The organism is Pseudomonas sp. 478 (genome assembly GCF_003254125.1).
GTDB lineage: Bacteria > Pseudomonadota > Gammaproteobacteria > Pseudomonadales > Pseudomonadaceae > Aquipseudomonas.
In genome coordinates, this window is the sequence record NZ_QKZG01000013.1 from 92,107 (window position 1) to 113,896 (window position 21,790).

Annotated in this window: 23 protein-coding genes; 14 read left to right on the forward strand and 9 right to left on the reverse strand. The window is 59.6% G+C overall.

The features are described from left to right. Nucleotides 1-26 precede the first annotated feature (26 nt). Nucleotides 27-989, forward strand: coding sequence for a type II secretion system F family protein (locus DFS28_RS24085; protein WP_111451749.1), 963 nt, complete (start codon nucleotides 27-29; stop codon nucleotides 987-989). A gap of 301 nt (nucleotides 990-1,290) precedes the next feature. Here DFS28_RS24085 and DFS28_RS24090 read toward each other — a convergent pair whose 3' ends face one another. The 6 genes from DFS28_RS24090 to DFS28_RS24120 form a co-directional block, all read right to left on the reverse strand. Next, nucleotides 1,291-1,560 (reverse strand): DUF3613 domain-containing protein, encoded by a 270-nt coding sequence (locus tag DFS28_RS24090; RefSeq protein WP_111451750.1) that lies wholly within the window; start codon nucleotides 1,558-1,560, stop codon nucleotides 1,291-1,293. 18 nt (nucleotides 1,561-1,578) lie between these two features. Further along, nucleotides 1,579-2,289: a tetratricopeptide repeat protein gene (locus tag DFS28_RS24095; RefSeq protein ID WP_111451751.1), complete on the reverse strand. Its 711-nt coding sequence runs from the start codon at nucleotides 2,287-2,289 to the stop codon at nucleotides 1,579-1,581. Between the two features lie 113 nt (nucleotides 2,290-2,402). Continuing rightward, complete coding sequence (locus tag DFS28_RS24100) at nucleotides 2,403-3,635, reverse strand: type II and III secretion system protein family protein (protein ID WP_111451752.1); 1,233 nt, start codon at nucleotides 3,633-3,635, stop codon at nucleotides 2,403-2,405. A 637-nt stretch (nucleotides 3,636-4,272) separates the two neighbouring features. Then, entirely contained in the window at nucleotides 4,273-4,914 is a 642-nt protein-coding gene (locus DFS28_RS24110) for a LysE family translocator (RefSeq protein ID WP_111451754.1), read from the reverse strand. 1 nt (nucleotide 4,915) lies between these two features. Further along, the gene (locus DFS28_RS24115; RefSeq protein ID WP_111451755.1) at nucleotides 4,916-5,686 is read right to left on the reverse strand and encodes a 2OG-Fe(II) oxygenase; all 771 of its coding nucleotides are present in this window, start codon (nucleotides 5,684-5,686) and stop codon (nucleotides 4,916-4,918) included. A 92-nt stretch (nucleotides 5,687-5,778) separates the two neighbouring features. Beyond that, the gene (locus DFS28_RS24120) at nucleotides 5,779-6,405 is read right to left on the reverse strand and encodes an alanyl-tRNA editing protein (RefSeq protein ID WP_111451756.1); all 627 of its coding nucleotides are present in this window, start codon (nucleotides 6,403-6,405) and stop codon (nucleotides 5,779-5,781) included. A gap of 90 nt (nucleotides 6,406-6,495) precedes the next feature. On the opposite strand from DFS28_RS24120, the gene DFS28_RS24125 reads away from it, so the two are divergent. Beyond that, nucleotides 6,496-7,494: a LysR family transcriptional regulator gene (locus DFS28_RS24125; protein WP_111451757.1), complete on the forward strand. Its 999-nt coding sequence runs from the start codon at nucleotides 6,496-6,498 to the stop codon at nucleotides 7,492-7,494. A gap of 223 nt (nucleotides 7,495-7,717) precedes the next feature. On the opposite strand, the gene DFS28_RS24130 is transcribed toward DFS28_RS24125, so the two are convergent. Both DFS28_RS24130 and DFS28_RS24135 read right to left on the reverse strand, forming a co-directional pair. Next, a complete protein-coding gene (locus tag DFS28_RS24130; RefSeq protein ID WP_008152400.1) occupies nucleotides 7,718-8,125 on the reverse strand; it encodes a PA2817 family protein in 408 nt (135 codons plus the stop codon). Nucleotides 8,126-8,199: 74 nt separating this feature from the next. Beyond that, the gene (locus tag DFS28_RS24135) at nucleotides 8,200-10,647 is read right to left on the reverse strand and encodes an acyl-CoA dehydrogenase (RefSeq protein WP_111451758.1); all 2,448 of its coding nucleotides are present in this window, start codon (nucleotides 10,645-10,647) and stop codon (nucleotides 8,200-8,202) included. A 249-nt stretch (nucleotides 10,648-10,896) separates the two neighbouring features. On the opposite strand from DFS28_RS24135, the gene DFS28_RS24140 reads away from it, so the two are divergent. The 4 genes from DFS28_RS24140 (at nucleotide 10,897) to DFS28_RS24155 (ending at nucleotide 14,065) form a co-directional block, all read left to right on the forward strand. Continuing rightward, nucleotides 10,897-11,556 (forward strand): transglutaminase family protein, encoded by a 660-nt coding sequence (locus tag DFS28_RS24140; RefSeq protein WP_111451759.1) that lies wholly within the window; start codon nucleotides 10,897-10,899, stop codon nucleotides 11,554-11,556. Nucleotides 11,557-11,599: 43 nt separating this feature from the next. Continuing rightward, a complete protein-coding gene (locus DFS28_RS24145) occupies nucleotides 11,600-12,223 on the forward strand; it encodes a glutathione S-transferase family protein (protein WP_111451760.1) in 624 nt (207 codons plus the stop codon). A 133-nt stretch (nucleotides 12,224-12,356) separates the two neighbouring features. Continuing rightward, nucleotides 12,357-13,289, forward strand: coding sequence for an ABC transporter ATP-binding protein (locus tag DFS28_RS24150; protein WP_111451761.1), 933 nt, complete (start codon nucleotides 12,357-12,359; stop codon nucleotides 13,287-13,289). Beyond that, entirely contained in the window at nucleotides 13,286-14,065 is a 780-nt protein-coding gene (locus DFS28_RS24155; protein WP_008152390.1) for an ABC transporter permease, read from the forward strand. Before DFS28_RS24150 ends, DFS28_RS24155 begins: the two co-directional genes overlap by 4 nt. 152 nt (nucleotides 14,066-14,217) lie before the next feature. On the opposite strand, the gene DFS28_RS24160 is transcribed toward DFS28_RS24155, so the two are convergent. Further along, on the reverse strand, nucleotides 14,218-14,736 hold the full coding sequence (locus DFS28_RS24160; protein ID WP_111451762.1) for a DUF2062 domain-containing protein: 519 nt from the start codon (nucleotides 14,734-14,736) through the stop codon (nucleotides 14,218-14,220). 135 nt (nucleotides 14,737-14,871) lie between these two features. Here DFS28_RS24160 and DFS28_RS24165 point away from each other — a divergent pair, with 135 nt between their 5' ends. The 8 genes from DFS28_RS24165 to murB all read left to right on the forward strand — a co-directional run bounded on the left by DFS28_RS24165 (nucleotide 14,872) and on the right by murB (nucleotide 21,716). Then, the gene (locus DFS28_RS24165; RefSeq protein WP_111451763.1) at nucleotides 14,872-17,094 is read left to right on the forward strand and encodes a DNA internalization-related competence protein ComEC/Rec2; all 2,223 of its coding nucleotides are present in this window, start codon (nucleotides 14,872-14,874) and stop codon (nucleotides 17,092-17,094) included. A gap of 98 nt (nucleotides 17,095-17,192) precedes the next feature. Continuing rightward, nucleotides 17,193-17,828 (forward strand): MotA/TolQ/ExbB proton channel family protein, encoded by a 636-nt coding sequence (locus DFS28_RS24170; RefSeq protein ID WP_165934036.1) that lies wholly within the window; start codon nucleotides 17,193-17,195, stop codon nucleotides 17,826-17,828. Next, a complete protein-coding gene (locus DFS28_RS24175) occupies nucleotides 17,825-18,256 on the forward strand; it encodes a biopolymer transporter ExbD (RefSeq protein WP_111451765.1) in 432 nt (143 codons plus the stop codon). Before DFS28_RS24170 ends, DFS28_RS24175 begins: the two co-directional genes overlap by 4 nt. Continuing rightward, on the forward strand, nucleotides 18,256-19,266 hold the full coding sequence (gene lpxK / locus DFS28_RS24180) for a tetraacyldisaccharide 4'-kinase (protein ID WP_111451766.1): 1,011 nt from the start codon (nucleotides 18,256-18,258) through the stop codon (nucleotides 19,264-19,266). The genes DFS28_RS24175 and lpxK overlap by 1 nt, the downstream gene beginning before the upstream one ends. 23 nt (nucleotides 19,267-19,289) lie before the next feature. Then, nucleotides 19,290-19,475 (forward strand): Trm112 family protein, encoded by a 186-nt coding sequence (locus DFS28_RS24185; RefSeq protein WP_007945752.1) that lies wholly within the window; start codon nucleotides 19,290-19,292, stop codon nucleotides 19,473-19,475. Continuing rightward, nucleotides 19,472-20,236: a 3-deoxy-manno-octulosonate cytidylyltransferase gene (kdsB, locus tag DFS28_RS24190; protein WP_008152377.1), complete on the forward strand. Its 765-nt coding sequence runs from the start codon at nucleotides 19,472-19,474 to the stop codon at nucleotides 20,234-20,236. The genes DFS28_RS24185 and kdsB overlap by 4 nt, the downstream gene beginning before the upstream one ends. Continuing rightward, nucleotides 20,236-20,700, forward strand: coding sequence for a low molecular weight protein-tyrosine-phosphatase (locus tag DFS28_RS24195; protein WP_111451767.1), 465 nt, complete (start codon nucleotides 20,236-20,238; stop codon nucleotides 20,698-20,700). The genes kdsB and DFS28_RS24195 overlap by 1 nt, the downstream gene beginning before the upstream one ends. After that, nucleotides 20,697-21,716, forward strand: coding sequence for a UDP-N-acetylmuramate dehydrogenase (murB, locus tag DFS28_RS24200; RefSeq protein ID WP_102614838.1), 1,020 nt, complete (start codon nucleotides 20,697-20,699; stop codon nucleotides 21,714-21,716). The genes DFS28_RS24195 and murB overlap by 4 nt, the downstream gene beginning before the upstream one ends. Nucleotides 21,717-21,790 lie beyond the last annotated feature (74 nt).

Here is a 21,790-nt window from a genome sequence, read left to right on the forward strand (position 1 = left end):
GTATTCGCTACCGGGAGGTAGAGATCATGGACTTTTTGCTCGGGTTGTTCAGTCGGGTCACGGGGAACGAGGAGCTGGCGCGTCTGTTGTTCATCGGCTCGATCGGTTTGAGTACGGTGCTTGCGGTCGTCGCCGTGATCTTGCTGATGATGGGGCTTCAGGATCCGGTGCAGCGTCGTCTGGCGCTGATCAAGCGTGGTCATTTAGGCAACACCGCAGGACAGGAGGCTCCGGGTAATCTGCAACTGTTGCTGGAGCGGGTCGGCCAGCGCTTTGGCTCGGCCGAATCGGCTCAGACGTCCGTCACCCAGACCCTGTTGATACATGCGGGGTACCGTTCCTCGTCGGCGGTGCAGATGTACTGGGCTGTGCGCTTGATGTTGCCGCTGTTATTGATCGGCATTACGTTGCTGCTGTTGCCGATTATTCCCAAGGTTTCGCTGATCATGGGGCTGCTGTTGGTGGTCATGGTGGCCGGTATCGGATGGTTGGTGCCAGGGCTCTATGTCGCCAAGCGTAAGCAGTTGCGACAAGGTCGGTTGCGTGCCGCGTTTCCGGATGCGCTGGATCTGATGGTGGTGTGCGTGGAGTCGGGCCTGGCCCTGCCTGCGACCATCGAACGGGTGGCTGAGGAGATGTCGGTCAGCCAGGCCGAACTGGCTGAAGAACTGGCCCTGGTCAATGCGCAAATCCGCGCGGGCATTTCCAGTACCGAGGCGCTCAAACAGCTGGCCCTGCGCACTGGTCTGGATGATGTACAAGGGCTGGTCAGCCTTTTGGCGCAGAGTATCCGCTTTGGTACCAGCGTGGCCGATACCCTGCGCATCTATGCCGACGAGTTCCGTGACCGGCGTACGCAGGCCGCCGAAGAGATGGGGGCGAAAATTGGCACCAAGCTGATATTCCCCCTGATTTTCTGCCTGTGGCCGAGCTTCTTTCTGGTCGCTATCGGCCCTGCCATGATCGGGGTGTTGAGAGCATTCGGGTGAGGTAAACGGTCGGAGGCTGTCGAGCGCGATGGCCTTTCCCCCCCCCCCGAGCCTGATCTGCACTTTCCTGTCATGGATCTACACATTTCCCGCAGGCTGCGATCTTTTGATTTTTCTGGCAGGCAATTCGTTGCCTTGGGCCTCTGAATCAAATGATCGCAGCCTGCGACCGCTCCGGGGTAATCCGGCCAGGGTTGAATAATGTGTAGAGACCACTGCTTTCCTGCACACGACATTAAGCCCGGCTTTGCAGCCAGGCTACTCTGAACTACGCCAGAGGCTGATCACCCATAGACAGGCCTCAGTTGCCGGTGGTCATTTTTCCCGCTGCATCCTGGTCAAAAAACTCCGGAATCGGGTAGTTGAAACTGTTCAGCCAGCGCTGCATGGCCAGGTCACGTTCAGTGGCCGAAGCGGTTTGCAGTTTAGGGGAGGCAACCACACCGCGAATCTGCAGCTGCATCCACTGTTCGGTACCTTGTTGATACGGCGAAGAGGGGCCCGGCTCAATGGCCCAGGCAGTGGTGGACAGGCACGCCATGCACACGATCAACAGCCTTTTGGTCTTCATCTCGACTCCTCGTACGTTCTACTTGATCGCACTGGAAGAGGCATCGGCTACCTCAGTCCGGCGATTCCCCTCGGAAGCCACCACCTTGTTGGTGGAGGCCTTGAGTTTTTCCGCGCGGATTTGAGCCTCTGCGAATTGCTTGGGGCTCAAGTCGGCGCGGGTCACGAGCTCGGAAGCCGCCTTCCAGTTATCCTGGTAGATCAGCAACGTCACCATATTCAGTGCCGCCAGTGAATCGGTCTGCTTGAGTTCCATGGCAGTCATGAACTCGAAGCGTGCTTCAGGGATGCGTCGCTGATTGAGGTAGACGACCCCCAGGTCATTGCGCATCTTGTCGTCGGTGGGGGCCATCTTCACCGCACGCTCAAGGTGAGTAGTAGCGGAGGCGTAATCATTTTTGGCCGCGGCCAACTGGCCCAGCCCATGTTCCCCATCAGCGGCCAGACAGGTGCCGAGCAGACTTTGATACAACGGCTCCGCGTCTTTTCTCCCCATCAGGCGCAGTACCCGAGCCTTGCGCAGGCGAACCTGGACCAGGTTGTCGGGCAAGCCTTCCAGATTCGCCAGGCTGGCATACAAACGGCCCTCGTTGGCCATGTTGTCGGCCAGGTTCAGGGCCAGCTCTTGCTCCGAAGCGGGCTTGGCACAGATGGCCGGTTGCGAAGACAGGCCGTTGGTGGCACAACCTGCGAGCATTATTGTCGCCGTTATTGCAATGACTGCTTTCATCGAGTGTCCTCTGGCTACAACACGTTGAACGCCTGGCCTCTGGCAATAAAGCTGGCCTGGCAAGCGCTCAAGGTCACCGTTACGAGTGAGGGCGAGGCAAGTTTGATTCAGGTTCATTGCGAGAGCCCGGAGCGACTGTCGAAATCGCCATTTTCGAGGAAGAACATGCGGTAGAAGTTCGGGTCGTAATTGCGCAGCTGCTCGCCTGGCAACGACGGTAGTTGTGCATTGGCAGCCAGTGGCTGGACTAGATGCGGGGTAACAATCATCAGCAGTTCGCGCTCTTCACGGTTGATGGTGTTGTCGCGGAAAAACGCGCCCAGAATCGGGATATCGCCCAGCCCCGGAAACTTGTTCACCTGGGAACTGTTGCGGGTGCTGATCAGGCCGCTGATGACGAAGCTTTCGCCGTCGGCCAGGGAGATGCTGGTGTCGGTACGGCGTATGGTCAGCGCCGGAACGATGGTGCCTGCGATGCTCACGGCGTTGGTGAAGTCCAGTTCACTGACTTCCGGCGCCACCTTCAGCGCGATACGGTTTTTCCCGACGATGGTCGGCGTCAGGGTCAGGCGGATACCGAACTCCTTGTACTCGATGGACACGTTATCGCTGCCTGAGCTGGGCACCGGAATCGGCACTTCACCGCCGGCCAGGAAGCTCGCACTTTGCCCGCTGAGCGCTACCAGGCTTGGCCGCGCCAAGGTGTAGGCGAAACCGCTGCCTTCGAGCGCGTTGATCGCCACCAGGGTATTGCCGGTAGCAAACGAGAGGTTGAACATGTCGTTGTTCACCGGCACCGACGGCGTGACAATGCCGCCGATGGTGGGCAAGGTTCTCGGCGAGCCGAACAGGAAGTTGCCGCGGGTGCCGAAAATCGAGGCAGAGGCTTCCTTGAGCTTGGTCCGGCTGACTTCAACGAAGCGGATATCGGTCTGCACCTGGCTTGGCAGCAGCGGGTCGTCGGAAGGCACCGACGGCACGCTGGTCAGCGCCGCGGTGGCCTTACCCTTGACGAACACCATGCTTTGGCGCGGCGTTTTCGAACAGGCGGTCCAGACCATCAGGCTGGTGGTCCCCGGTGCAACGCCCGTGAGTATGAAGGCGTTGTTGCTACTGTTTGCACTGGATTGCACGTCGGCAATTTTCGGGTCACCCACCGCCAGTTGTGTTATCGGAACGGGGCTGCGCAATTCACTTTGCAGCCCCTGGCCGACCTCATACGTTGTCGGCCAACTGTCCAGTTGCGAACAATTGTTCGGCGCGGCCTGAGCCGCATTCACGCTGAGGCCTGTCCAGAACAGGCCATGGATGATTCGCTTGAAAGCGGGCACGGGACGAAGGCTCATTTAATACATCCTCACTGGATAGGCCATCTTTAGGCTGACTGATTTGTCACGGATCACTTCACGGGGACCGGACTATCCCCCCCAATGCGTCAGACCACTTGTCCATGGTCTTGGTGTTATTCCTTACGTGCTACACACGAGCGAGCGCAATTCGCTGATCTGGCTGGATAGCGAGCGACCTTTGCTAAAACGGTTTTTAGTGATCCGGTTACCTGGACTGCTCGCCAGAGCGAAACTTGCGGCTATGGACGGTACTGTCCGCCGACTTGGCTCCCCCGGAAAGTAATCGGCAATGAAGGTACAGAGCCGGAAAACGCCTGACAGGATCATAGAGAGGTAACTCCTTTTGCCTATTCACCATCTGATCACTGAAGCTAACGTGAAAACTCGAGCCGTTATGACTTCTTATTGCTTCAACGTTAGTTCAATCAAACCAAAGTGCCATGATTTTTAAAAAAAACCACGGGTGCAAAGACTGGAGAAAGGCGGGCGGGAGAGCGGTGCAGGCAAGGTCATAGCGCAGTGCGGTTGCCTGATATTGACGGGTTATGCTGAGGGGCCAGTCCGTAGAACCGTACGTACGGTGGTGTGAGAGGACGGCGGCTGTAAAGCCGCCTCCTGCTCGATTCGCGGGTATTTACATCGACAAAATCAACCGACCGGCAAACAGGATCAGGATCAGTCCCATGCTCCGTTCGAACCAGTGCCCCAGGCGCATGAACAGCAACCGCACCTTGTTGCTTGAAAAGAACAGCGCAACGATGACAAACCACAGCGCGTTCACGAAACACATCCAGAGACCGTATAGCGCCTGAATCTTGAGTGGTGTCGTGGTGCTGATGATGGTGGTGAAGATTGCCAGGAAAAACAGTGTCGCCTTGGGATTGGTGGCATTGGTCAGAAACCCGGTGGTAAACGCTTTTAGCAGTGTTTGCTCGACCATCGGTTCGTCTGCATTTTTTTCACCCTCCGGCATGGATTTGGGTTGGCTGCGCAGCAGGCTTACGCCGAGGTACAGAATGTAGGCGCCGCCCACGACCTTGGCCACGGTCAACAGCCAAGGGGTGGTGTGCATCAATGCACCGACGCCGAACAGGGTGTAAAGCACATGCACAGAAATGCCCGCACCGATACCCAGCGCGGTACAGATCCCCACCCATCGACCGAAACGCACGCTCTGGCGGATGGTGACCGCAAAATCCGGTCCGGGGGCGACGACGGCCAGAAAGTGGATAGTTGCCAGCGCCAGGAACTCGCCCAGGTAATTCGAAAGCTGCATCTCAACTCCAGAAGGTAAGGGGTGATGCATTGCCGCGATAGCCGACAAAGAATGAAAGGCTTAAGCGCGGATCGGCCACGCCCGGTGTCACCGAGTGCATGCGGCGTGAATTGAACATGATGAAATCTCCCGGATCCGGACGAATCTCCAGGGTCGGCGGGCCGAGCAGGGACGGATCGATGCCGTAACTGTCGCCGCGCATGTCGTCGAACTGCTCCGGGGAAATATCGTCGTCCCACATCTGCAGCGCGCCGCCCTCGATCGGCATGTTGAGGTAAACATTACAGGCGAACTGCGACTCCAGACTTCGCGCCTGGAAACTGTCCGGGGCATCCTTGGCGAAAATGTCGTGATGGGCCAGAAAGCACACACCGGGTTTCACTACCCGTGAAAGCCCGACGTACATCTTGCGACCGTACAGATTTTCCAGGTGCGCACCCGCCGGCCAGGACTCGTCGAGCATGCAGCGCAGGGTGTCGACCGGGGACGAGTAGGGCGCACAGCGACTGCGCAACTCCGCGATGTTGCGGGTGGCACGCTCGAAATAATCTTCGATCAGGAGCGGCTGGTTTTCCGCTTCATAAAACGCCATGCCGATGCGACCGATACTCGGCGCGTTGATGTATCCCTCGAAGCCAGGGGCGAGGATCTTGTCGCCAATCTGAATCGCCAGCGGTCGGGGCAGAAAGCCTTTGACGCGCACGGCGAGGACTTCTTCATTGGCCAGTTTTTTTATGCACGTCTCATCGAGACGCTCGACGTCAAGCATCATGTCTTAGGTCCATCTATCAGATAGTCAACAGAGCCCGCGACCGCAGGCTCCCCCGGCGTCAGGCGATGACAGGAACGGCATCGCCCAAATGCTCAATCCACGCTGTAGTGGACTGACAGCGTTCCCTTCTTCAGTGAAAGGGAGGCGATCGTGACCGTGCCCAAATCCTTCAGGCTGCGTACATGGGTGCCGCCACAGCCGTAGGCGGGCAGTTCACCGAAACCGATTTCCCGGGCGCCTTCACGCATCGACGTCAGGCGCGGCAGATCATGGGCGATCCACTGCTCGATGCCGTGCTGAATCATCTCGGCATCAACCTCTTTTGCCGACTCTGCCGGTTTGAATTGCACGCGTCCTTCGCCTGGCCAGTGATGAGCCTTGATCGGCATCCAGCCCATGGCCTGGACGAAGTGGCCGATCAGGTGGCCGGCGGAATGCATGCGTGAATTGAACTGGCGGCGTTGTTCGTCGACCCGAATCTGAGTCATGCCCGGTTTTACCGGATGGTCGACGAAATGAATGATCCGGTCCGGATCCTGAACAACCCGCAGTACTCGGCTTTCGCCGATCCAGCCAGTGTCAAAGGGCTGTCCACCGCCCTGGGGGTGAAACAACGTGGCGCGTAGCACCACGGCAAATTCGTTCTCGTGGGGCGTGCAATCCAGGACTTCCACATTAGCCTTGAGGTCATCACTATGGAAAAAGAGGCGAAGCGTCATATTCCATGCCCTTATTAACAATTCTATTTTTATTATATGAAGCGTGGAATTGCGTGATAATCCGTTCAAACATCAAAGGACTGTTGCGCTGTGAGCATAAATCTTCCACTACCGCTGCTCGGTGAAATGGCGATCTTCGTCAAAGTTGTCGAGACCGGCAGCTTCTCCGAGGCTGCTCGACAATTGGGTTCTTCTCCCTCAGCGGTCAGTCGCAGCATTTCGCGCCTGGAGAAGGCGCTCGCCACCCGTTTGCTGCAGCGAACCACGCGCAAGCTGCGCTTGAGTGATGGTGGGGAAGAGGTGTTCAAGCGTTGCCAGGATATGGTCAGCGCCGCCAAGTCGGTGATGGAGATCAGCGGTCAGTTCACCCATGAAGCCGAAGGACGGGTGCGTGTCAGTGTGCCGAAGGCGGTGGGGCGTTTCGTGATTCATCCGCATATGCCGGAATTTTTGCGTCGCTATCCCAAAGTGGATGTAGAGCTGTTGCTTGAGGACCGCCAGGTGGATTTGATCGACGACAACGTTGATCTGGCGATTCGTATTACAGATCGGCCACCTGCAGGGCTGGTCGGTCGGCAATTGCTCACCATCGATCACATGCTCTGTGCAACGCCGCAATACCTGACCGAACACGGCACACCGACCCATCCCCACGACTTGCTCAACCACAGCTGCATCTATCTGGGCGAAACGCCGAGCGATGCACGCTGGAAATTCAAGAAAGGCACCAAGGCTGTCACCGTTGGCGTGCGTGGACGTTATGCGGCCAATCACACCGGTGTGCGGTTGGGCGCAGTGTTGCAGCACATCGGGATTGGCAGCCTGCCGTACTTCACCGCGCGTTATGCGCTGGAACAGGGGCTGATCGTGCAGGTGCTGCCGGACTGGACCTTTCTGGCGTCCTACCACGGCGGTGCCTGGTTGCTGCATTCGCCAACCCGGTATTTGCCACCGAAGTTACGGGTGCTGATCGACTATCTGGTGGAGTGCCTGGAGAAGGAGCCGACCCTGAGCAAGCCGGGCAAGTTGAGTGGATCGGTCAAGGGCGCGGCGGAGTATGAGTTGCCAGAGAGTGATGGGTTGCTCTGACAGACGCCTTCGCGGGCAAGTCGAACCGTCGCACCGCCGCTCCCACAGTTGATTGAGGTATGCCGCATTATTTGTGATCGGCACGGCCCCCCTGTGGGAGCGGCGGTGCGACGGTTCGATTTGCCCGCGAAGGGGCCCGACCAGCCACTGCATCACTTGAAGCAAGGCACAAAAAAGGCCCGCATGAATCACCATGCGGGCCTTTTGCATTTCTGACCGAGGATCAGTGCTTGCTGTCGTCTTTCGACATCGCCAGCAGCTGTTTTTCCTGGTTCCAGTCGAACGGTTCGTCGTTTTGTTCAGCTTCGAAACGACGTTCTTCCAGTGCCTGATACAAGTCGATTTCATCGTCGGGCATGTAATGCAGGCAGTCACCGGCGAAATACCACAGCAGGTCGCGCGGGACCAGGTGGGCGATTTGCGGGTAGCGGGTGATCACCTGGCACAGAATGTCCTGGCCCAGGTATTGGCTTTCGATCGGGTCGACCGGCAGCAACGCACGCAGTTCGTCGAAGCGCTCCAGGAACAAGGCATGGCTTTCTTCGGGAACCTGTTCGGCCTCACCTACGGCGACCAGGATGCTGCGCAGGTGGTCGAGCAAGACAAGATGATCGGCAACGACATTGGACAAGAGATAAGTCCTCAAGAGCAAAACGGGCGCGGGAGTATAAAGCGCCCGCGCCCCTTTTTACATGACTTGCTGGATCAGCGGACCTTTCCTTTGCCCAGCGCCAGTTCCTTTTTGTCGAAATCATCGACATCAATTACCCTGCGCCGCGCCGCTTCGGCGTCACGCAGGGTCTGCGCTTCCCTGGGCTGCAACACACCGGCTTCAAGCGCTGCATCGATGACGTGTTCCCCGGCGACCGGTTTGACCTGGCCGCTTTTTAGCGCGCCATGAAGCTTTTTGCGCAACGGTTGCGCGGCGCTCAGCAGGTTGCACGCATGTTGCAGAGCGCCGACCGGGTCATCAGTGGATTGCGGCCGGTAGCAACCGCCGAGCAACTCTTCCAGGGTCGGATCGCCCTTGGCGCGGCCGATCACCCCCGCCACTTCGGCGCCGAGTTTGTCCGATGGCCCTTTGTGACGACGACCGAACGGGAACACGATCACCCGCAACAGGCAACCCAACACTCTGTTCGGGAAGTTGGTCAGCAGCTCATCCAGTGCTCGTTCCGACTGCCCCAGGCTTTCTTCCATGGCCCAGGTAAACAGCGGTGCCATGTGCCCCGGTGAATCGAGGTCGTGGTAACGCTTGAGCGCGGCGGAGGCGAGGTACATGTTGCTGAGCACATCCCCCAGACGTGCCGAAAGACGTTCGCGTCGTTTTAATTCGCCGCCCAGCAGCATCATGCTCAGGTCGGCGAGCAGGGCGAACGCAGCCGCCTGGCGATTGAGGGCGCGGAAGTAACCCTGGCTGAGCTTGTCGCCTGGCGCGTGTTCGAAGTGACCGAAACCAAGGTTCAGCACCAGCGTGCTGGCGGCGTTACTCACGGCGAAACCGATGTGTTTGAGCAGCAGGCCATCAAATTCAGTGAGTGCCTGATCCTTGTCTTCACGACCGGCGAGGGCCATTTCCTTAAGTACGAAGGGATGGCAGCGAATCGCACCCTGGCCGAAGATCATCAAGTTACGCGAGAGAATGTTCGCGCCTTCCACTGTGATGAAAATCGGCGCGCCGTTCCAGCTGCGACCGAGGTAGTTGTTCGGCCCCATGATGATTGCCTTGCCGCCATGAACATCCATGGCGTGGCTGATGCACTCGCGGCCGCGTTCGGTGAGGTGATACTTGAGAATCGCCGACAGCACCGATGGCTTCTCGCCCAAATCCACCGCATTGGCCGTGAGCATCCGCGCGGCATCCATCATCCAGGCGTTGCCGCCGATACGGGCCATCGCTTCCTGAATACCTTCGAAGGCCGACAAAGGAACGTTGAATTGTTCACGGACCTGAGCGTACTGGCCAGTCACCAGGCTGGTGAACTTGGCGGCGCCGGTGCCGACCGCTGGCAACGAAATCGAACGCCCGACCGACAGGCAGTTCATCAGCATCATCCAGCCTTTGCCGAGCATTTCCTGGCCGCCGATGAGGAACTCCAACGGTACGAACACATCTTTGCCGGAGTTCGGGCCGTTCATGAATGACGCGCCCAACGGCAAGTGGCGGCGGCCGATTTCGACACCGGCGGTATCGGTCGGGATCAACGCCAGACTGATCCCCAGGTCTTCCTCCTCACCCAGCAAGTGATCCGGGTCGTAGGCCTTGAACGCGAGGCCGAGCAGGGTGGCGACAGGACCCAGAGTGATGTAACGCTTTTCCCAGTTCAGGCGCAGGCCCAGGGTTTCCTTGCCTTCCCATTCACCTTTGCAGATCACCCCGGTGTCGGGCATGGAGCCCGCATCAGAGCCGGCCAGTGGCCCGGTCAGTGCGAAGCACGGGATGTCATCGCCGCGCGCCAGTCGTGGCAGGTAGTGGTTGCGTTGCTCGTCGGTGCCGTAATGCAACAGCAGTTCGGCCGGGCCGAGGGAGTTTGGGACCATCACGGTAGAGGCAAGGTCGCCGCTGCGGGTCGCCAGTTTCATCGCCACCTGTGAGTGGGCATAGGCGGAGAAACCCTTGCCGCCGAACTCCTTGGGAATGATCAGGGCGAAGAAGCCGTTTTCCTTGATGTAGGCCCAGGCTTCGGGAGGCAGGTCCATGGTTTGACCGATCTGCCAGTCGCTGACCATGGCGCAGAGTTCTTCGGTCGGGCCGTCGATGAAGGCCTGTTCCTCTTCGCTCAGCTGCGCTTTTGGATAGGCCAGCAGTTTGTTCCAGTCCGGGCGACCGCTGAACAGTTCACCGTCCCACCACACCGTGCCGGCATCGATTGCATCGCGTTCGGTTTGCGACATCGGTGGCAGGGTTTTCTGGAACCAGCTGAACAGCGGCGCGCTGAAAAATTTGCGGCGCAGGTCGGGCAACAACAAGGGCGCAGCCACAGCCGCGATCAACACCCAGAGAACCAGCAGTAACCAGCCTGGCGCGCGGCTGAAAGCGCCCATCGCCACCACGTAAACGGCAACGATGCACAGGGCGGGCAACGGGGCGACACGACGGTGGGCTAAATAAGCAATCCCGACAACCAGAACCAGTATCCACAACAGCAGCATATTTAATCCTCCGTGAAACCAGGGCAAAACCAACTTTCAGAGCTTAGACGGCATCCGCAAAACAGGGTGGTCAGAGCGATGTGATTGAATTCGTGGGAAACCTTCGATGAGTTTTGTAGGCCCAGTGGGCAACAGGCCGCGGAAATCGTTCGTTGGGCGGTCGGCAAAGCGCCCATGTTTGGCCGAAACGTCGTTATCTCTGTGCTGGGCGTGTCGCTAGACTCGTGGCTTCCCCAGGAGATTGTTCTCATGCACGCGTATCTGAGTCCCGGCCGCTTCATCGATAGTGACCACCCGTCGGTGGTGGAGTTCGCCGAAAAACATCGCGGCAACAGTCGTGATCCTCTAGAGCAGGCGATCAATCTCTATTACGCCGTGCGCGAAGCCGTGCGTTACAACCCTTACACCTTCAGTCTCGACCCGAATACCTTGCGCGGCAGTTATGCGCTGGCAGCGGGGGAGAGTTATTGCGTACCCAAAGCCACGTTGCTGGCAGGTGCCGCCCGGCATTGCGGGATTCCCGCGCGGATCGGTCTGGCGGATGTGCGCAATCATTTGTCGACGCCGCGGTTGTTCGAGTTGCTCAAGAGCGACGTGTTCGCCATGCACGGTTATACGGAACTTCACCTGAACGGCCGCTGGGTCAAAGCCACGCCAGCGTTCAACCAAGGCTTGTGCGACCTGTTCAATGTCGCACCCCTGGAATTCGACGGCATCAACGACAGCGTTTTTCATCCGTTCAATCGCGACGGCGAGCAATTGATGGAGTACCTGATCGACCACGGTCAGTTCATCGACGTGCCTGAAGCGTTTTTTTTCGAGCACCTGGAAAAGTGCTATCCGCATCTGTTCAGCGACCAATCGCCCGTGCTGCTGGGTGACATGCAGAGCGATTTGAGTCGCGCCTGATCCGGCGTATGCTGCCTGCGCATTCATCCATAAAGAGGCGGTCATGCTGAAGATCTGGGGTCGGAAAAACTCGTCGAATGTCAGAAAACCTTTGTGGGCCGCCGAGGAGCTTGGCCTGGCCTATGAAGCCATCGATGCCGGCGGCGCCTTTGGTGTCGTCGATACGCCGCAGTACCGCGCGATGAACCCCAATGGCCGCGTGCCGGTGATTGAAGACGAAGGTTTCGTGTTGTGGGAATCCAACGCCATCGTGCGTTACCTGATGGCTCGCCACGCCAGCGGCACGGCCTGGTATCCAGAGGATCTGCAGTCCCGGGCTTCTGCCGACAAGTGGATGGACTGGACCACTTCAAGTTTTGCCGGGCCGTTCCGCACGGTGTTCTGGGGCGTATTGCGTACCCCGGAAGACCAGCAGGACTGGCCCGCAATCAACGCCGCGATCAAGGAGTGCGATGGCCTGCTGTCCATGGCCAACCAGGCGCTGGCGACCCAACCCTACCTGTCCGGTGATGAGATCGGCATGGGCGACATTCCTTTGGGCAGCTTCATTTATGCCTGGTTCGAGATGCCGATCGAGCGCGCACCGCAGCCTCATCTGCAAGCCTGGTATGCACGCCTGAAACAGCGTCCGGCGTATCAGAAAGCGGTTATGACCGCGTTGACTTAATACTCACTATCGACACGCTTGACTGTACTTGTGTGGCGGCGGCAAGCACCATTGCGCTCATGCGCCGCGGTTGTATTCGTCGCCGCCCGCCCTTATTTCTCCCTTTCTTCCCTTCTTGGTGCGTAAATCCGATATGAGTTCCGCTCTGTCCATCCGGCAGCTAACCAAAACCTACGGCAACGGTTTCCAGGCCTTGAGTGGTATCGATCTGGACGTCGCCGAAGGTGACTTTTTCGCCTTGCTCGGCCCCAATGGCGCCGGCAAATCCACGACCATCGGCATTCTCTCGACCCTGGTGAACAAGACCAGCGGGACGGTGAATGTTTTCGGTCACGATCTGGACAAGAATCCTGCGCAGCTCAAGCGCTGCATCGGCGTGGTGCCCCAGGAATTCAACTTCAACCAGTTCGAGAAAACCTTCGACATCGTTGTGACCCAGGCCGGTTATTACGGCATCCCGCCGAAAATCGCCAAGGAACGTGCCGAGCAGTACCTGACCCAGCTGGGCCTTTGGGACAAGCGCGATGTCCCGTCACGTTCACTGTCCGGCGGCATGAAGCGTCGACTGATGATCGCCCGTGCGCTGGTTCACGAACCACGCCTGCTGATCCTCGACGAACCGACGGCGGGTGTGGACATCGAACTGCGTCGCTCGATGTGGACGTTCCTCACTGAGCTGAACAAGAAAGGCATCACCATCATCCTCACCACCCACTATCTGGAAGAGGCTGAGCAGTTGTGCCGCAACATCGGCATCATCGATCACGGCACCATCGTCGAGAACACCAGCATGAAACAGTTGCTCGGCCAACTGCATGTGGAAACGTTCCTGCTCGACCTCAAAAACACAGTGCAAACCGCGCCGCAGTTGCTTGGTTACCCGACCAAGCTGCTCGACAGCCACACCCTTGAGGTTCAGGTCGACAAGGCCATGGGCATCACCGCGCTGTTCACCCAATTGGCGCAGCAGAACATCGAAGTGTTGAGCCTGCGTAACAAAACCAATCGCCTTGAGGAGTTGTTCGTGTCCCTGGTGGAGAAAAATCTGTCGAAGGTGGCGGTATGAGTTCCGAGCTGCAACCCAACCTCGTTGCCCTCAACACCATCGTTTACCGAGAGGTCAAACGCTTTACCCGGATCTGGCCGCAGACGCTGCTGCCGCCGGCCATCACCATGGTTTTGTACTTCGTGATCTTCGGCAATCTGATTGGTCGGCAGATCGGTGACATGGGTGGTTTCACCTACATGGAGTACATCGTGCCGGGGCTGATCATGATGTCGGTGATCACCAACTCCTACGGCAACGTGGTCTCGAGTTTCTTCGGCAGCAAGTTCCAGCGTTCCATCGAAGAGTTGATGGTGTCGCCGGTGTCGCCGCATACGATTCTGATCGGCTACACCCTGGGCGGCGTGCTGCGCGGCTTGATGGTCGGGCTCATCGTGACCCTGCTGTCGCTGTTCTTCACCCAATTGCAGGTGCATCACCTGGGCGTGACCATTCTGGTGGTGGTGCTGACGGCGACGATCTTCTCGTTGCTGGGCTTCATCAACGCTGTGTTTGCGCGCAACTTCGATGACATCTCGATCATCCCGACGTTTGTGCTGACACCGCTGACTTACCTGGGCGGGGTGTTCTACTCGATCTCCTTGCTGCCGCCGTTCTGGCAGACCGTGTCCCTGGCCAACCCGGTGCTGCACATGGTCAACGCCTTCCGTTACGGCATTCTTGGCGTTTCGGACATCAGGATCAGCGTGGCGATCACCTTCATGCTGGTGGCGACCGTGGTGTTGTACATCGGTTGTGCACGGCTGCTGGTCAGTGGTCGCGGGATGCGTACCTAAGGAAGACCGAGTCGCCTGCTTCGCGAGCAAGCCCGCTCCCACATTGGATCTGTGAACGACACAAACCCACTGTGGGAGCGGGCTTGCTCGCGAAGGCGCCAGTCCAGACACTGCAAAACAAACGGCCTCCCACTGTGGAGGCCGTTTTGCGTTTACTGCATCCGTTTTTTCTGGCGCCGCCGCCACTGCCGCCCGACCCACCAGCGCCAATACATCATGGTCAGGCAATAGGCGAGCGCGCCGAGCACCAGTCCCGTCACTACCGAGCCGAGTAAAAACGGCTGCCAAAGCGTCGAGAGTTCGCCGCTGATCCATTCCCAGGTCAGCTCGTCCGGCAAATGGCGGGTGGGAACATCCATCAGCCAGGCACCGGTCTGGTAAGTGCAGAAGAACACCGCCGGCATGGTGATCGGATTGGTCAGCCAGACCAGGCTGACTGCAATCGGCATGTTGCCGCGCACCATGATGGCGAGAATGGCCGCAACCAGCATCTGCAGCGGAATTGGCAGGAACGCCGCGAACAGACCCACCGCCATGGCCCGTGCGACGGAATGGCGGTTGAGGTGCCAGAGGTTCGGGTCATGCAGCAGGGTGCCGAGAAAGCGTAAGGACTTGTGTTCCCTGATGCTGATCGGGTCTGGCATGTAACGTTTGAATAAGCGCCGGGGCATAAGGCTTCTCGGTCGGTTAAGGCGGCAAGTATGTCTGGATTCTATGAGCTGCCCATTCAGACTTTGTGACAATTAATAACGATGCCTGTGCGATTAGCCGGCTATGCCTAGGAGGGGACTCTCAAGGACGGGCGTATGCGCACAGGGATGATGGCGCTGGCGTTGGGTCTGTTGATCCTGCGTTTTTTACCGGTATTACCGCCGGTCTGGTTATGGATGTTGCTGCCGGTCATCGGTTTGATGTTGCTGCCGTTTCGCAGCTATCCACTGGCATTTTTGCTGTTCGGCTTCAGTTGGGCGGGCGCGAATGCGCAGTGGGCGCTGGATGATCGGCTGCCGATGAGCCTCGATGGCGAAACCCGTTGGGTCGAAGGTCGGGTGACGGGATTGCCCCAGAACAATGAGGCCGTCGTGCGTTTCGAGTTGGCGGACGCCCGGTCGCGACACGGCAAGGTGCCGCAATTGATGCGCCTGGCCTGGTATGACGGGCCGCCGGTCAACAGCGGCGAACAGTGGCGACTGGCGGTCAAGTTGAAGCGTCCTGCTGGGCTGCTCAACCCCCATGCCTTCGATTACGACGCCTGGCTGTTGGCGCAACGCATCGGCGCGACCGGGACGGTCAAGGCTGGCGAGCGGCTCAAGGAAGCCCAATGGGCCTGGCGCGACGGCATCCGTCAGCGCTTGCAGTCCGTGGATGCCCAAGGGCGAACGGGAGCGCTGACGGCGTTGGTGCTGGGGGATGGCGCCGGACTGAGTCGCGAAGACTGGCAGGTGCTGCAAGACACCGGCACCGTCCATCTGTTGGTGATTTCCGGACAACACATCGGGTTGTTGGCGGGGCTGGTGTATCTGTTGATCGCCGGGCTGGCCCGTTATGGCCTGTGGCCCAAACGCTTGCCTTGGCTGCCGTGGGCCTGTGGACTCGCGTTCGCGGCGGCTCTAGGTTATGGGCTGCTGGCCGGTTTCGAGGTGCCGGTGCGGCGGGCCTGCGTGATGATCGGCCTGGTGCTGTTGTGGCGCCTGCGATTTCGTCACCTCGGCGCCTGGTGGCCGCTGTTGCTGGCGCTCGACGGTGTTTTACTGCTGGATCCGCTGGCGAGTCTGCAACCGGGTTTCTGGCTGTCGTTCGCGGCGGTGGCGGTGTTGATCTTCACTTTCGGTGGTCGGCTGGGCCCCTGGCGCTGGTGGCAAACCTGGACCCGCGCCCAATGGCTGATCGCGATTGGCCTGTGCCCGTTGCTGCTGGTGCTCGGGTTGCCGATCAGTCTCAGCGGGCCGGTGGCCAATTTGCTCGCGGTGCCGTGGATCAGCGTGGTCGTGCTGCCCCCGGCATTGCTGGGCACGCTGTTTTTACCCCTTCCTTACGTGGGCGAAGGGTTGTTGTGGTTGGCAGGAGGTTTGATCGACCTTTTGTTCAAGGGCCTGACGCTGATGGCCGGGTACTTGCCCGCGTGGGTGCCGGTGGCCATCCCGTTGTGGGTATGGGTACTCGGCACACTCGGTGCCTTTCTACTATTAATGCCTCGAGGTGTGCCGTTTCGCGCGTTGGGTTGGCCGATGCTGCTGTTGCTGGTTTTTCCGCCCCGGGAGCGCTTGCCTGAAGGCATCGCCGAAGTCTGGCAGCTGGATGTCGGCCAGGGTTTGGCCATCCTGGTGCGCACGCGACATCACGCACTGTTGTATGACACCGGGCCACGTTTCGGCGATTTCGACCTGGGCGAGCGGGTGGTGCTGCCGGCATTACGCAAACTGGGAGTGGAGGGGCTCGATTTGATGTTGATCAGCCATGCCGACGCCGATCATGCGGGCGGCGCCCGGGCCGTTGCCAATGGTCTGCCGGTGAAACGGGTGGTCAGTGGCGATCCCCAGGCGCTGCGGGCCGAGTTGCAGGCCGAAGGCTGCGAGAGCGGCAAGCAATGGGTCTGGGATGATGTGAGGTTCCAGCTGTGGCAATGGTCTTCGGCCAGCGACAGCAATCAAAAATCCTGCGTCCTGCAGATAGAAGCCAACGGTGAGCGTCTGTTACTGACCGGCGATATAGACGCCGCAGCCGAGCGGGCGCTGCTTGACAGTCCACTGGCCGTCACCACTGATTGGTTGCAGGCGCCGCACCACGGCAGTCGCAGTTCGTCATCGATGGCGTTGCTTGCCGCGTTGCAGCCCAAGGCGGTGTTGATCTCTCGTGGCCAGGGAAATTCATTCGGTCATCCCCATCCCACGATCATGGCGCGCTATCGAAAGCGCGGCATTTCGATCCATGACAGCGCCGAGCAGGGTGCCATCCGTCTGCAACTGGGACGCTTCAAGCCGCCATGGACGATGCGTCAAGAACGGCGTTTCTGGCGCTCTGCACAGTAACCTGGAGTGATTAAACACCGACTGGATGCGACATCACGGTCTTCGGTGCGCTCACCCCCTATGTTAGAGTGGCGCACTTTTTCGAGGGGGCTGTCACTGTGTGGGAATTGGTCAAATCCGGCGGCTGGATGATGCTGCCGATCATTTTGAGTTCCATCGCGGCCATGGCAATCGTCGCCGAGCGTCTCTGGACCCTGCGAGCCAGCCGTGTGACCCCGGAGCATTTGCTCGGGCAAGTCTGGGTGTGGATCAAGGACAAGCAACTCAATAAAGAAAAACTCAAGGAATTGCGCGCCAACTCGCCGTTGGGCGAAATCCTCGCGGCTGGCCTGGCCAACTCCAGGCATGGCCGCGAGATCATGAAAGAGTGCATCGAAGAGGCTGCGGCACGGGTCATTCACGAGCTCGAACGCTACATCAACGCGTTGGGCACCATCGCCGCCATGGCCCCGTTGCTGGGTCTGTTGGGTACGGTGCTGGGCATGATCGACATTTTCAGCGCGTTCATGGGCACGGGCATGGGTACCAATGCTGCGGTGCTGGCTGGCGGTATTTCCAAAGCGCTGATCACCACGGCCGCAGGCCTGATGGTCGGTATCCCGGCGGTCTTCTTCCACCGATTCCTGCAACGCCGGATCGATGAACTGGTGGTAGGCATGGAGCAGGAAGCGATCAAACTGGTCGAGGTCGTACAGGGTGACCGTGATGTCGACCTTAATGGGGGCAAAGCGTGAAATTCCGCCGTAAACCGCGGGAAACGGTAGACATCAACCTCGCGTCGCTGATTGACGTGGTGTTTATCCTGCTGCTGTTTTTCGTGGTCACCACCACGTTTACCCGTGAAACCCAGTTGCGCGTGGATCTGCCGGAAGCGGTCAGCGGTTCGCCGGCCGAAGACCAGCAGGTCAAACACCTGGACGTTGCCATCAGTGCCGAAGGTGCCTTCTCGGTGAATGATCAGGTATTGCCCAAGAACGACCTGGCGACCCTGATGGACGCACTGCAGAAAGAATCCAGTGGCGACACCAACCTGCCGCTGTCCATCAGCGCCGACGGCAAGACTCAGCATCAGTCCGTCATTACCGCCATGGACGCCGCCGGTAAACTCGGTTTCAGTCACCTGCGCATGACCACTGTCGAGGCGGCGCCGCCCGCGCCCTGATGGCCATGTCCGATCGCTTGCTCGCCGCGTGGTACCAAGGTCATCCGGCCCTGAAGCTGTTGCAGCCGCTGGAGTGGTTGTATCGGCGCGTGGTGATTAACAAGCGCAAGCGTTTTCTGGCGGGTGAGGGCGAGATCTATCAACCGCCGGTGCCGCTGATCGTCGTGGGTAATATCACCGTCGGCGGCACCGGCAAGACGCCGCTGATTCTGTGGATGATCCAGCACTGCCAGCGCAGCGGTTTGCGGGTCGGCGTGGTCAGTCGGGGTTATGGCGCCAGGCCACCCCACTTGCCGTGGCGAGTCGAGGCGGATCAAAGCGCCGATATTGCGGGAGACGAACCGCTGTTGATCGTCCAGCGCACCGGCGTTCCGTTGATGATCGACCCGGACCGCAGCAGCGCCGTCAAAGCCCTGCTGGCGAGTGAGCCACTGGACCTGATCCTGTCCGACGACGGCATGCAGCATTACCGTCTGGCCCGCGACCTTGAACTGGTGCTGATCGATGCCGCCCGCGGCCTGGGCAACCAGCGTTGCCTGCCAGCCGGGCCGTTGCGTGAACCGGTCGAGCGTCTGCAAAGTGTCGACGCGGTGCTCTACAACGGTGCCGATGCCGATCGCGACGACGGTTTTGCCTTCCAGCTTCAACCCACCGAATTGATCAATCTGCACAGCGGCGAGCGGCGTCCCCTCGACCACTTTCCCGCTGGCCAGGCCCTGCACGCCGTGGCCGGGATTGGCAATCCGCAGCGTTTCTTCACAACCCTCGAAACGTTACACTGGCAACCAATCCCGCATGCGTTTGCCGACCACGCCGAATACAGCGTGCAGGCCTTGAATTTCACACCGTCATTGCCGTTGGTGATGACCGAAAAGGACGCGGTGAAGTGCCGTGCCTTCGCCGCCGCCGATTGGTGGTACCTGGCGGTCGATGCTGCGCCATCACCGGCTTTCGTGGCCTGGTTCGATACGCAGCTGATGCGCCTGTTGCCGGCTCGTCTTTTGCCTTAAATCCATTTATCCAGGGAATGCTCATGGACACCAAATTGCTCGATATCCTCGCTTGCCCGGTCTGCAAAGGCCCGCTCAAGCTCAGCGCCGACAAAACCGAGCTGATCAGCAAAGGCGCAGGCCTGGCTTACCCGATTCGTGACGGCATCCCGGTGATGCTCGAAACCGAAGCCCGCACCCTGACCACCGACGAGCGTCTGGATAAATGACCACAGCCTTTACCGTTGTCATTCCATCGCGTTACGCCTCCACCCGCTTGCCGGGCAAGCCGCTGCTGCTGATCGCCGGCAAGCCGATGATCCAGCACGTCTGGGAACAGGCGAGCAAAAGCAGTGCTCAGCGCGTGGTGGTTGCCACTGACGATGCGCGCATCGTCGAGGCCTGCAAAGGGTTTGGCGCTGAAGTGGTGCTGACCCGCGAAGATCACAATTCCGGCACCGACCGTTTGGCTGAAGTCGCCGCGAAACTGGGCCTGGCGCCCGACGCCATTGTGGTCAATGTCCAGGGTGACGAACCGTTGATCCCGCCGAGCGTGATCGATCAGGTGGCCGCCAACCTGGCCGCCCACACCGAAGCGCGCATGGCCACGCTTGCCGAGCCGATCGAAGACGTGGAAACCCTGTTCAATCCCAACGTGGTCAAGGTTGTCAGCGACCTTAATGGCCTGGCGCTGACCTTCAGTCGTGCCACCTTGCCGTGGGCCCGGGACGCGTTCGCCAAAAGCCGCGAGCAATTGCCGGAAGGCGTGCCGTATCGCCGCCACATTGGCATCTATGCCTACCGCGCCGGTTTCCTGCATGACTTCGTCAGCTGGGGCCCGTGCTGGCTGGAAAATACCGAATCCCTGGAACAGCTACGCGCCCTGTGGCACGGCGTGCGGATTCACGTCGCCGACGCGCTGATCGCACCGCCGACCGGCGTCGACACCGTCGAAGACCTTGAGCGCGTTCGTCGCCTGCTGGAGGCCTGATGCGGGTTTTGTTTGTCTGCCTGGGCAACATCTGCCGTTCCCCCACGGCCGAAGGCGTGTTGCGACATAAACTGCGCGAAGCGGGGCTGGCCGATCAAATCGAAGTCGCCTCCGCGGGTACCGGTGACTGGCATGTCGGCAAGGCCCCGGACAAGCGCAGCCAGGCGGCGGCCAAGCTGCGCGGTTATGACCTGTCCGCCCAGCGCGCCCAGCAAGTGTCCCGCGCCGATTTCGCCACCTACGACCTGATTCTGGCGATGGACCACAGCAACCTGCGCAACCTCGAGGCTTTGCAACCGGCCAAGGGCAAAGCCGAGCTGGACCTGTTCCTGCGTCGCTACCAGTCGGAAATCGATGAAGTGCCGGATCCGTACTACGACGGCGACCAAGGCTTTGAGCAGGTACTGGACCTGATCGAGCGCGCCAGTGATTTGCTGGTGATCGAATTGAAGGGACGGTTATGAGTTTGCAGGTCCAACCCCGGGTTTCGCTCAAGCCGTTCAACACCTTTGGCGTCGATGTTCAGGCCCGGCTGTTTGCCGAGGCCCATAACGATGCCGACGTGCGTGAAGCCCTGGCTTATGCGGTGGAACATGACGTGCCGCTGCTGGTGATTGGCGGTGGCAGCAACCTGCTGCTGACGGCCGATATCCAGTCGTTGGTGCTGCGCATGGCCACCCGCGGGATTCGCATCCTGAGCGATGACGGCAGCAAGGTCGTGATCGAGGCCGAGGCCGGCGAGCCTTGGCATCCGTTCGTGCAGCACACTCTGGCGCAGGGGTTGTCGGGACTGGAGAACCTCAGCCTGATTCCCGGCACCGTCGGTGCGGCACCGATGCAGAACATCGGCGCCTATGGTGTGGAGATCAAGGACGTGTTCGCCGGCCTGACCGCGCTGGATCGCCAGACCGGCGACTTGCGGGACTTCACCCTGGAAGAATGCAACTTCGCCTACCGCGACAGCCTGTTCAAACAGGAACCGGGGCGTTGGTTGATCCTGCGGGTACGTTTCATCCTGGACCGCGCCGCGCACCTGCATCTGGAGTACGGCCCGGTGCGTCAGCGCCTGACCGAGCAAGGTATCGATCACCCGACCGCCACCGATGTCAGCCAGGCGATTTGCAGCATTCGCAACGAAAAGCTTCCTGACCCGGCAGTGCTCGGCAATGCCGGCAGCTTCTTCAAGAATCCGTTGGTGCCAGCGGCGCTCGTCGCGCAACTCAAAGGTGAATACCCGGATCTGGTGGCCTACGCGCAACCCGACGGGCAGATGAAACTGGCGGCGGGGTGGCTGATCGAGCGGGCCGGCTGGAAAGGTTTCCGTGAAGCCGATGCCGGCGTGCATAAATTGCAGGCATTGGTGCTGGTCAACTACGGCAACGCGACCGGTCTGCAATTGCTGAACCTGGCGCAACGCATCCAGAAAGACATTTCAGAACGTTTTCATGTCGACCTGGAAATGGAGCCCAATCGGTATTGAGGCTACGCTTTCAAGAATGATCTAAAAGCCCTGCACACGTTTAACGGTGCAGGGCTTTTTTGTTAATGCTGGGT

What these genes read in the sequence shown, in the direction of transcription:
- kdsB (WP_008152377.1), top strand. Translation starts at nt 19,472, where the DNA reads ATGACCACAGCCTTTACCGTTGTCATTCCATCGCGTTACGCCTCCACC.
- DFS28_RS24115 (WP_111451755.1), bottom strand. Translation starts at nt 5,686, where the DNA reads ATGATGCTTGACGTCGAGCGTCTCGATGAGACGTGCATAAAAAAACTG.
- DFS28_RS24155 (WP_008152390.1), top strand. Translation starts at nt 13,286, where the DNA reads ATGAGTTCCGAGCTGCAACCCAACCTCGTTGCCCTCAACACCATCGTT.
- DFS28_RS24195 (WP_111451767.1), top strand. Translation starts at nt 20,236, where the DNA reads ATGCGGGTTTTGTTTGTCTGCCTGGGCAACATCTGCCGTTCCCCCACG.
- DFS28_RS24135 (WP_111451758.1), bottom strand. Translation starts at nt 10,647, where the DNA reads ATGCTGCTGTTGTGGATACTGGTTCTGGTTGTCGGGATTGCTTATTTA.
- DFS28_RS24165 (WP_111451763.1), top strand. Translation starts at nt 14,872, where the DNA reads ATGCGCACAGGGATGATGGCGCTGGCGTTGGGTCTGTTGATCCTGCGT.
- DFS28_RS24085 (WP_111451749.1), top strand. Translation starts at nt 27, where the DNA reads ATGGACTTTTTGCTCGGGTTGTTCAGTCGGGTCACGGGGAACGAGGAG.
- DFS28_RS24095 (WP_111451751.1), bottom strand. Translation starts at nt 2,289, where the DNA reads ATGAAAGCAGTCATTGCAATAACGGCGACAATAATGCTCGCAGGTTGT.
- DFS28_RS24110 (WP_111451754.1), bottom strand. Translation starts at nt 4,914, where the DNA reads ATGCAGCTTTCGAATTACCTGGGCGAGTTCCTGGCGCTGGCAACTATC.
- DFS28_RS24100 (WP_111451752.1), bottom strand. Translation starts at nt 3,635, where the DNA reads ATGAGCCTTCGTCCCGTGCCCGCTTTCAAGCGAATCATCCATGGCCTG.
- DFS28_RS24160 (WP_111451762.1), bottom strand. Translation starts at nt 14,736, where the DNA reads ATGCCCCGGCGCTTATTCAAACGTTACATGCCAGACCCGATCAGCATC.
- murB (WP_102614838.1), top strand. Translation starts at nt 20,697, where the DNA reads ATGAGTTTGCAGGTCCAACCCCGGGTTTCGCTCAAGCCGTTCAACACC.
- DFS28_RS24185 (WP_007945752.1), top strand. Translation starts at nt 19,290, where the DNA reads ATGGACACCAAATTGCTCGATATCCTCGCTTGCCCGGTCTGCAAAGGC.
- DFS28_RS24145 (WP_111451760.1), top strand. Translation starts at nt 11,600, where the DNA reads ATGCTGAAGATCTGGGGTCGGAAAAACTCGTCGAATGTCAGAAAACCT.
- DFS28_RS24140 (WP_111451759.1), top strand. Translation starts at nt 10,897, where the DNA reads ATGCACGCGTATCTGAGTCCCGGCCGCTTCATCGATAGTGACCACCCG.
- DFS28_RS24150 (WP_111451761.1), top strand. Translation starts at nt 12,357, where the DNA reads ATGAGTTCCGCTCTGTCCATCCGGCAGCTAACCAAAACCTACGGCAAC.
- DFS28_RS24090 (WP_111451750.1), bottom strand. Translation starts at nt 1,560, where the DNA reads ATGAAGACCAAAAGGCTGTTGATCGTGTGCATGGCGTGCCTGTCCACC.
- lpxK (WP_111451766.1), top strand. Translation starts at nt 18,256, where the DNA reads ATGGCCATGTCCGATCGCTTGCTCGCCGCGTGGTACCAAGGTCATCCG.
- DFS28_RS24120 (WP_111451756.1), bottom strand. Translation starts at nt 6,405, where the DNA reads ATGACGCTTCGCCTCTTTTTCCATAGTGATGACCTCAAGGCTAATGTG.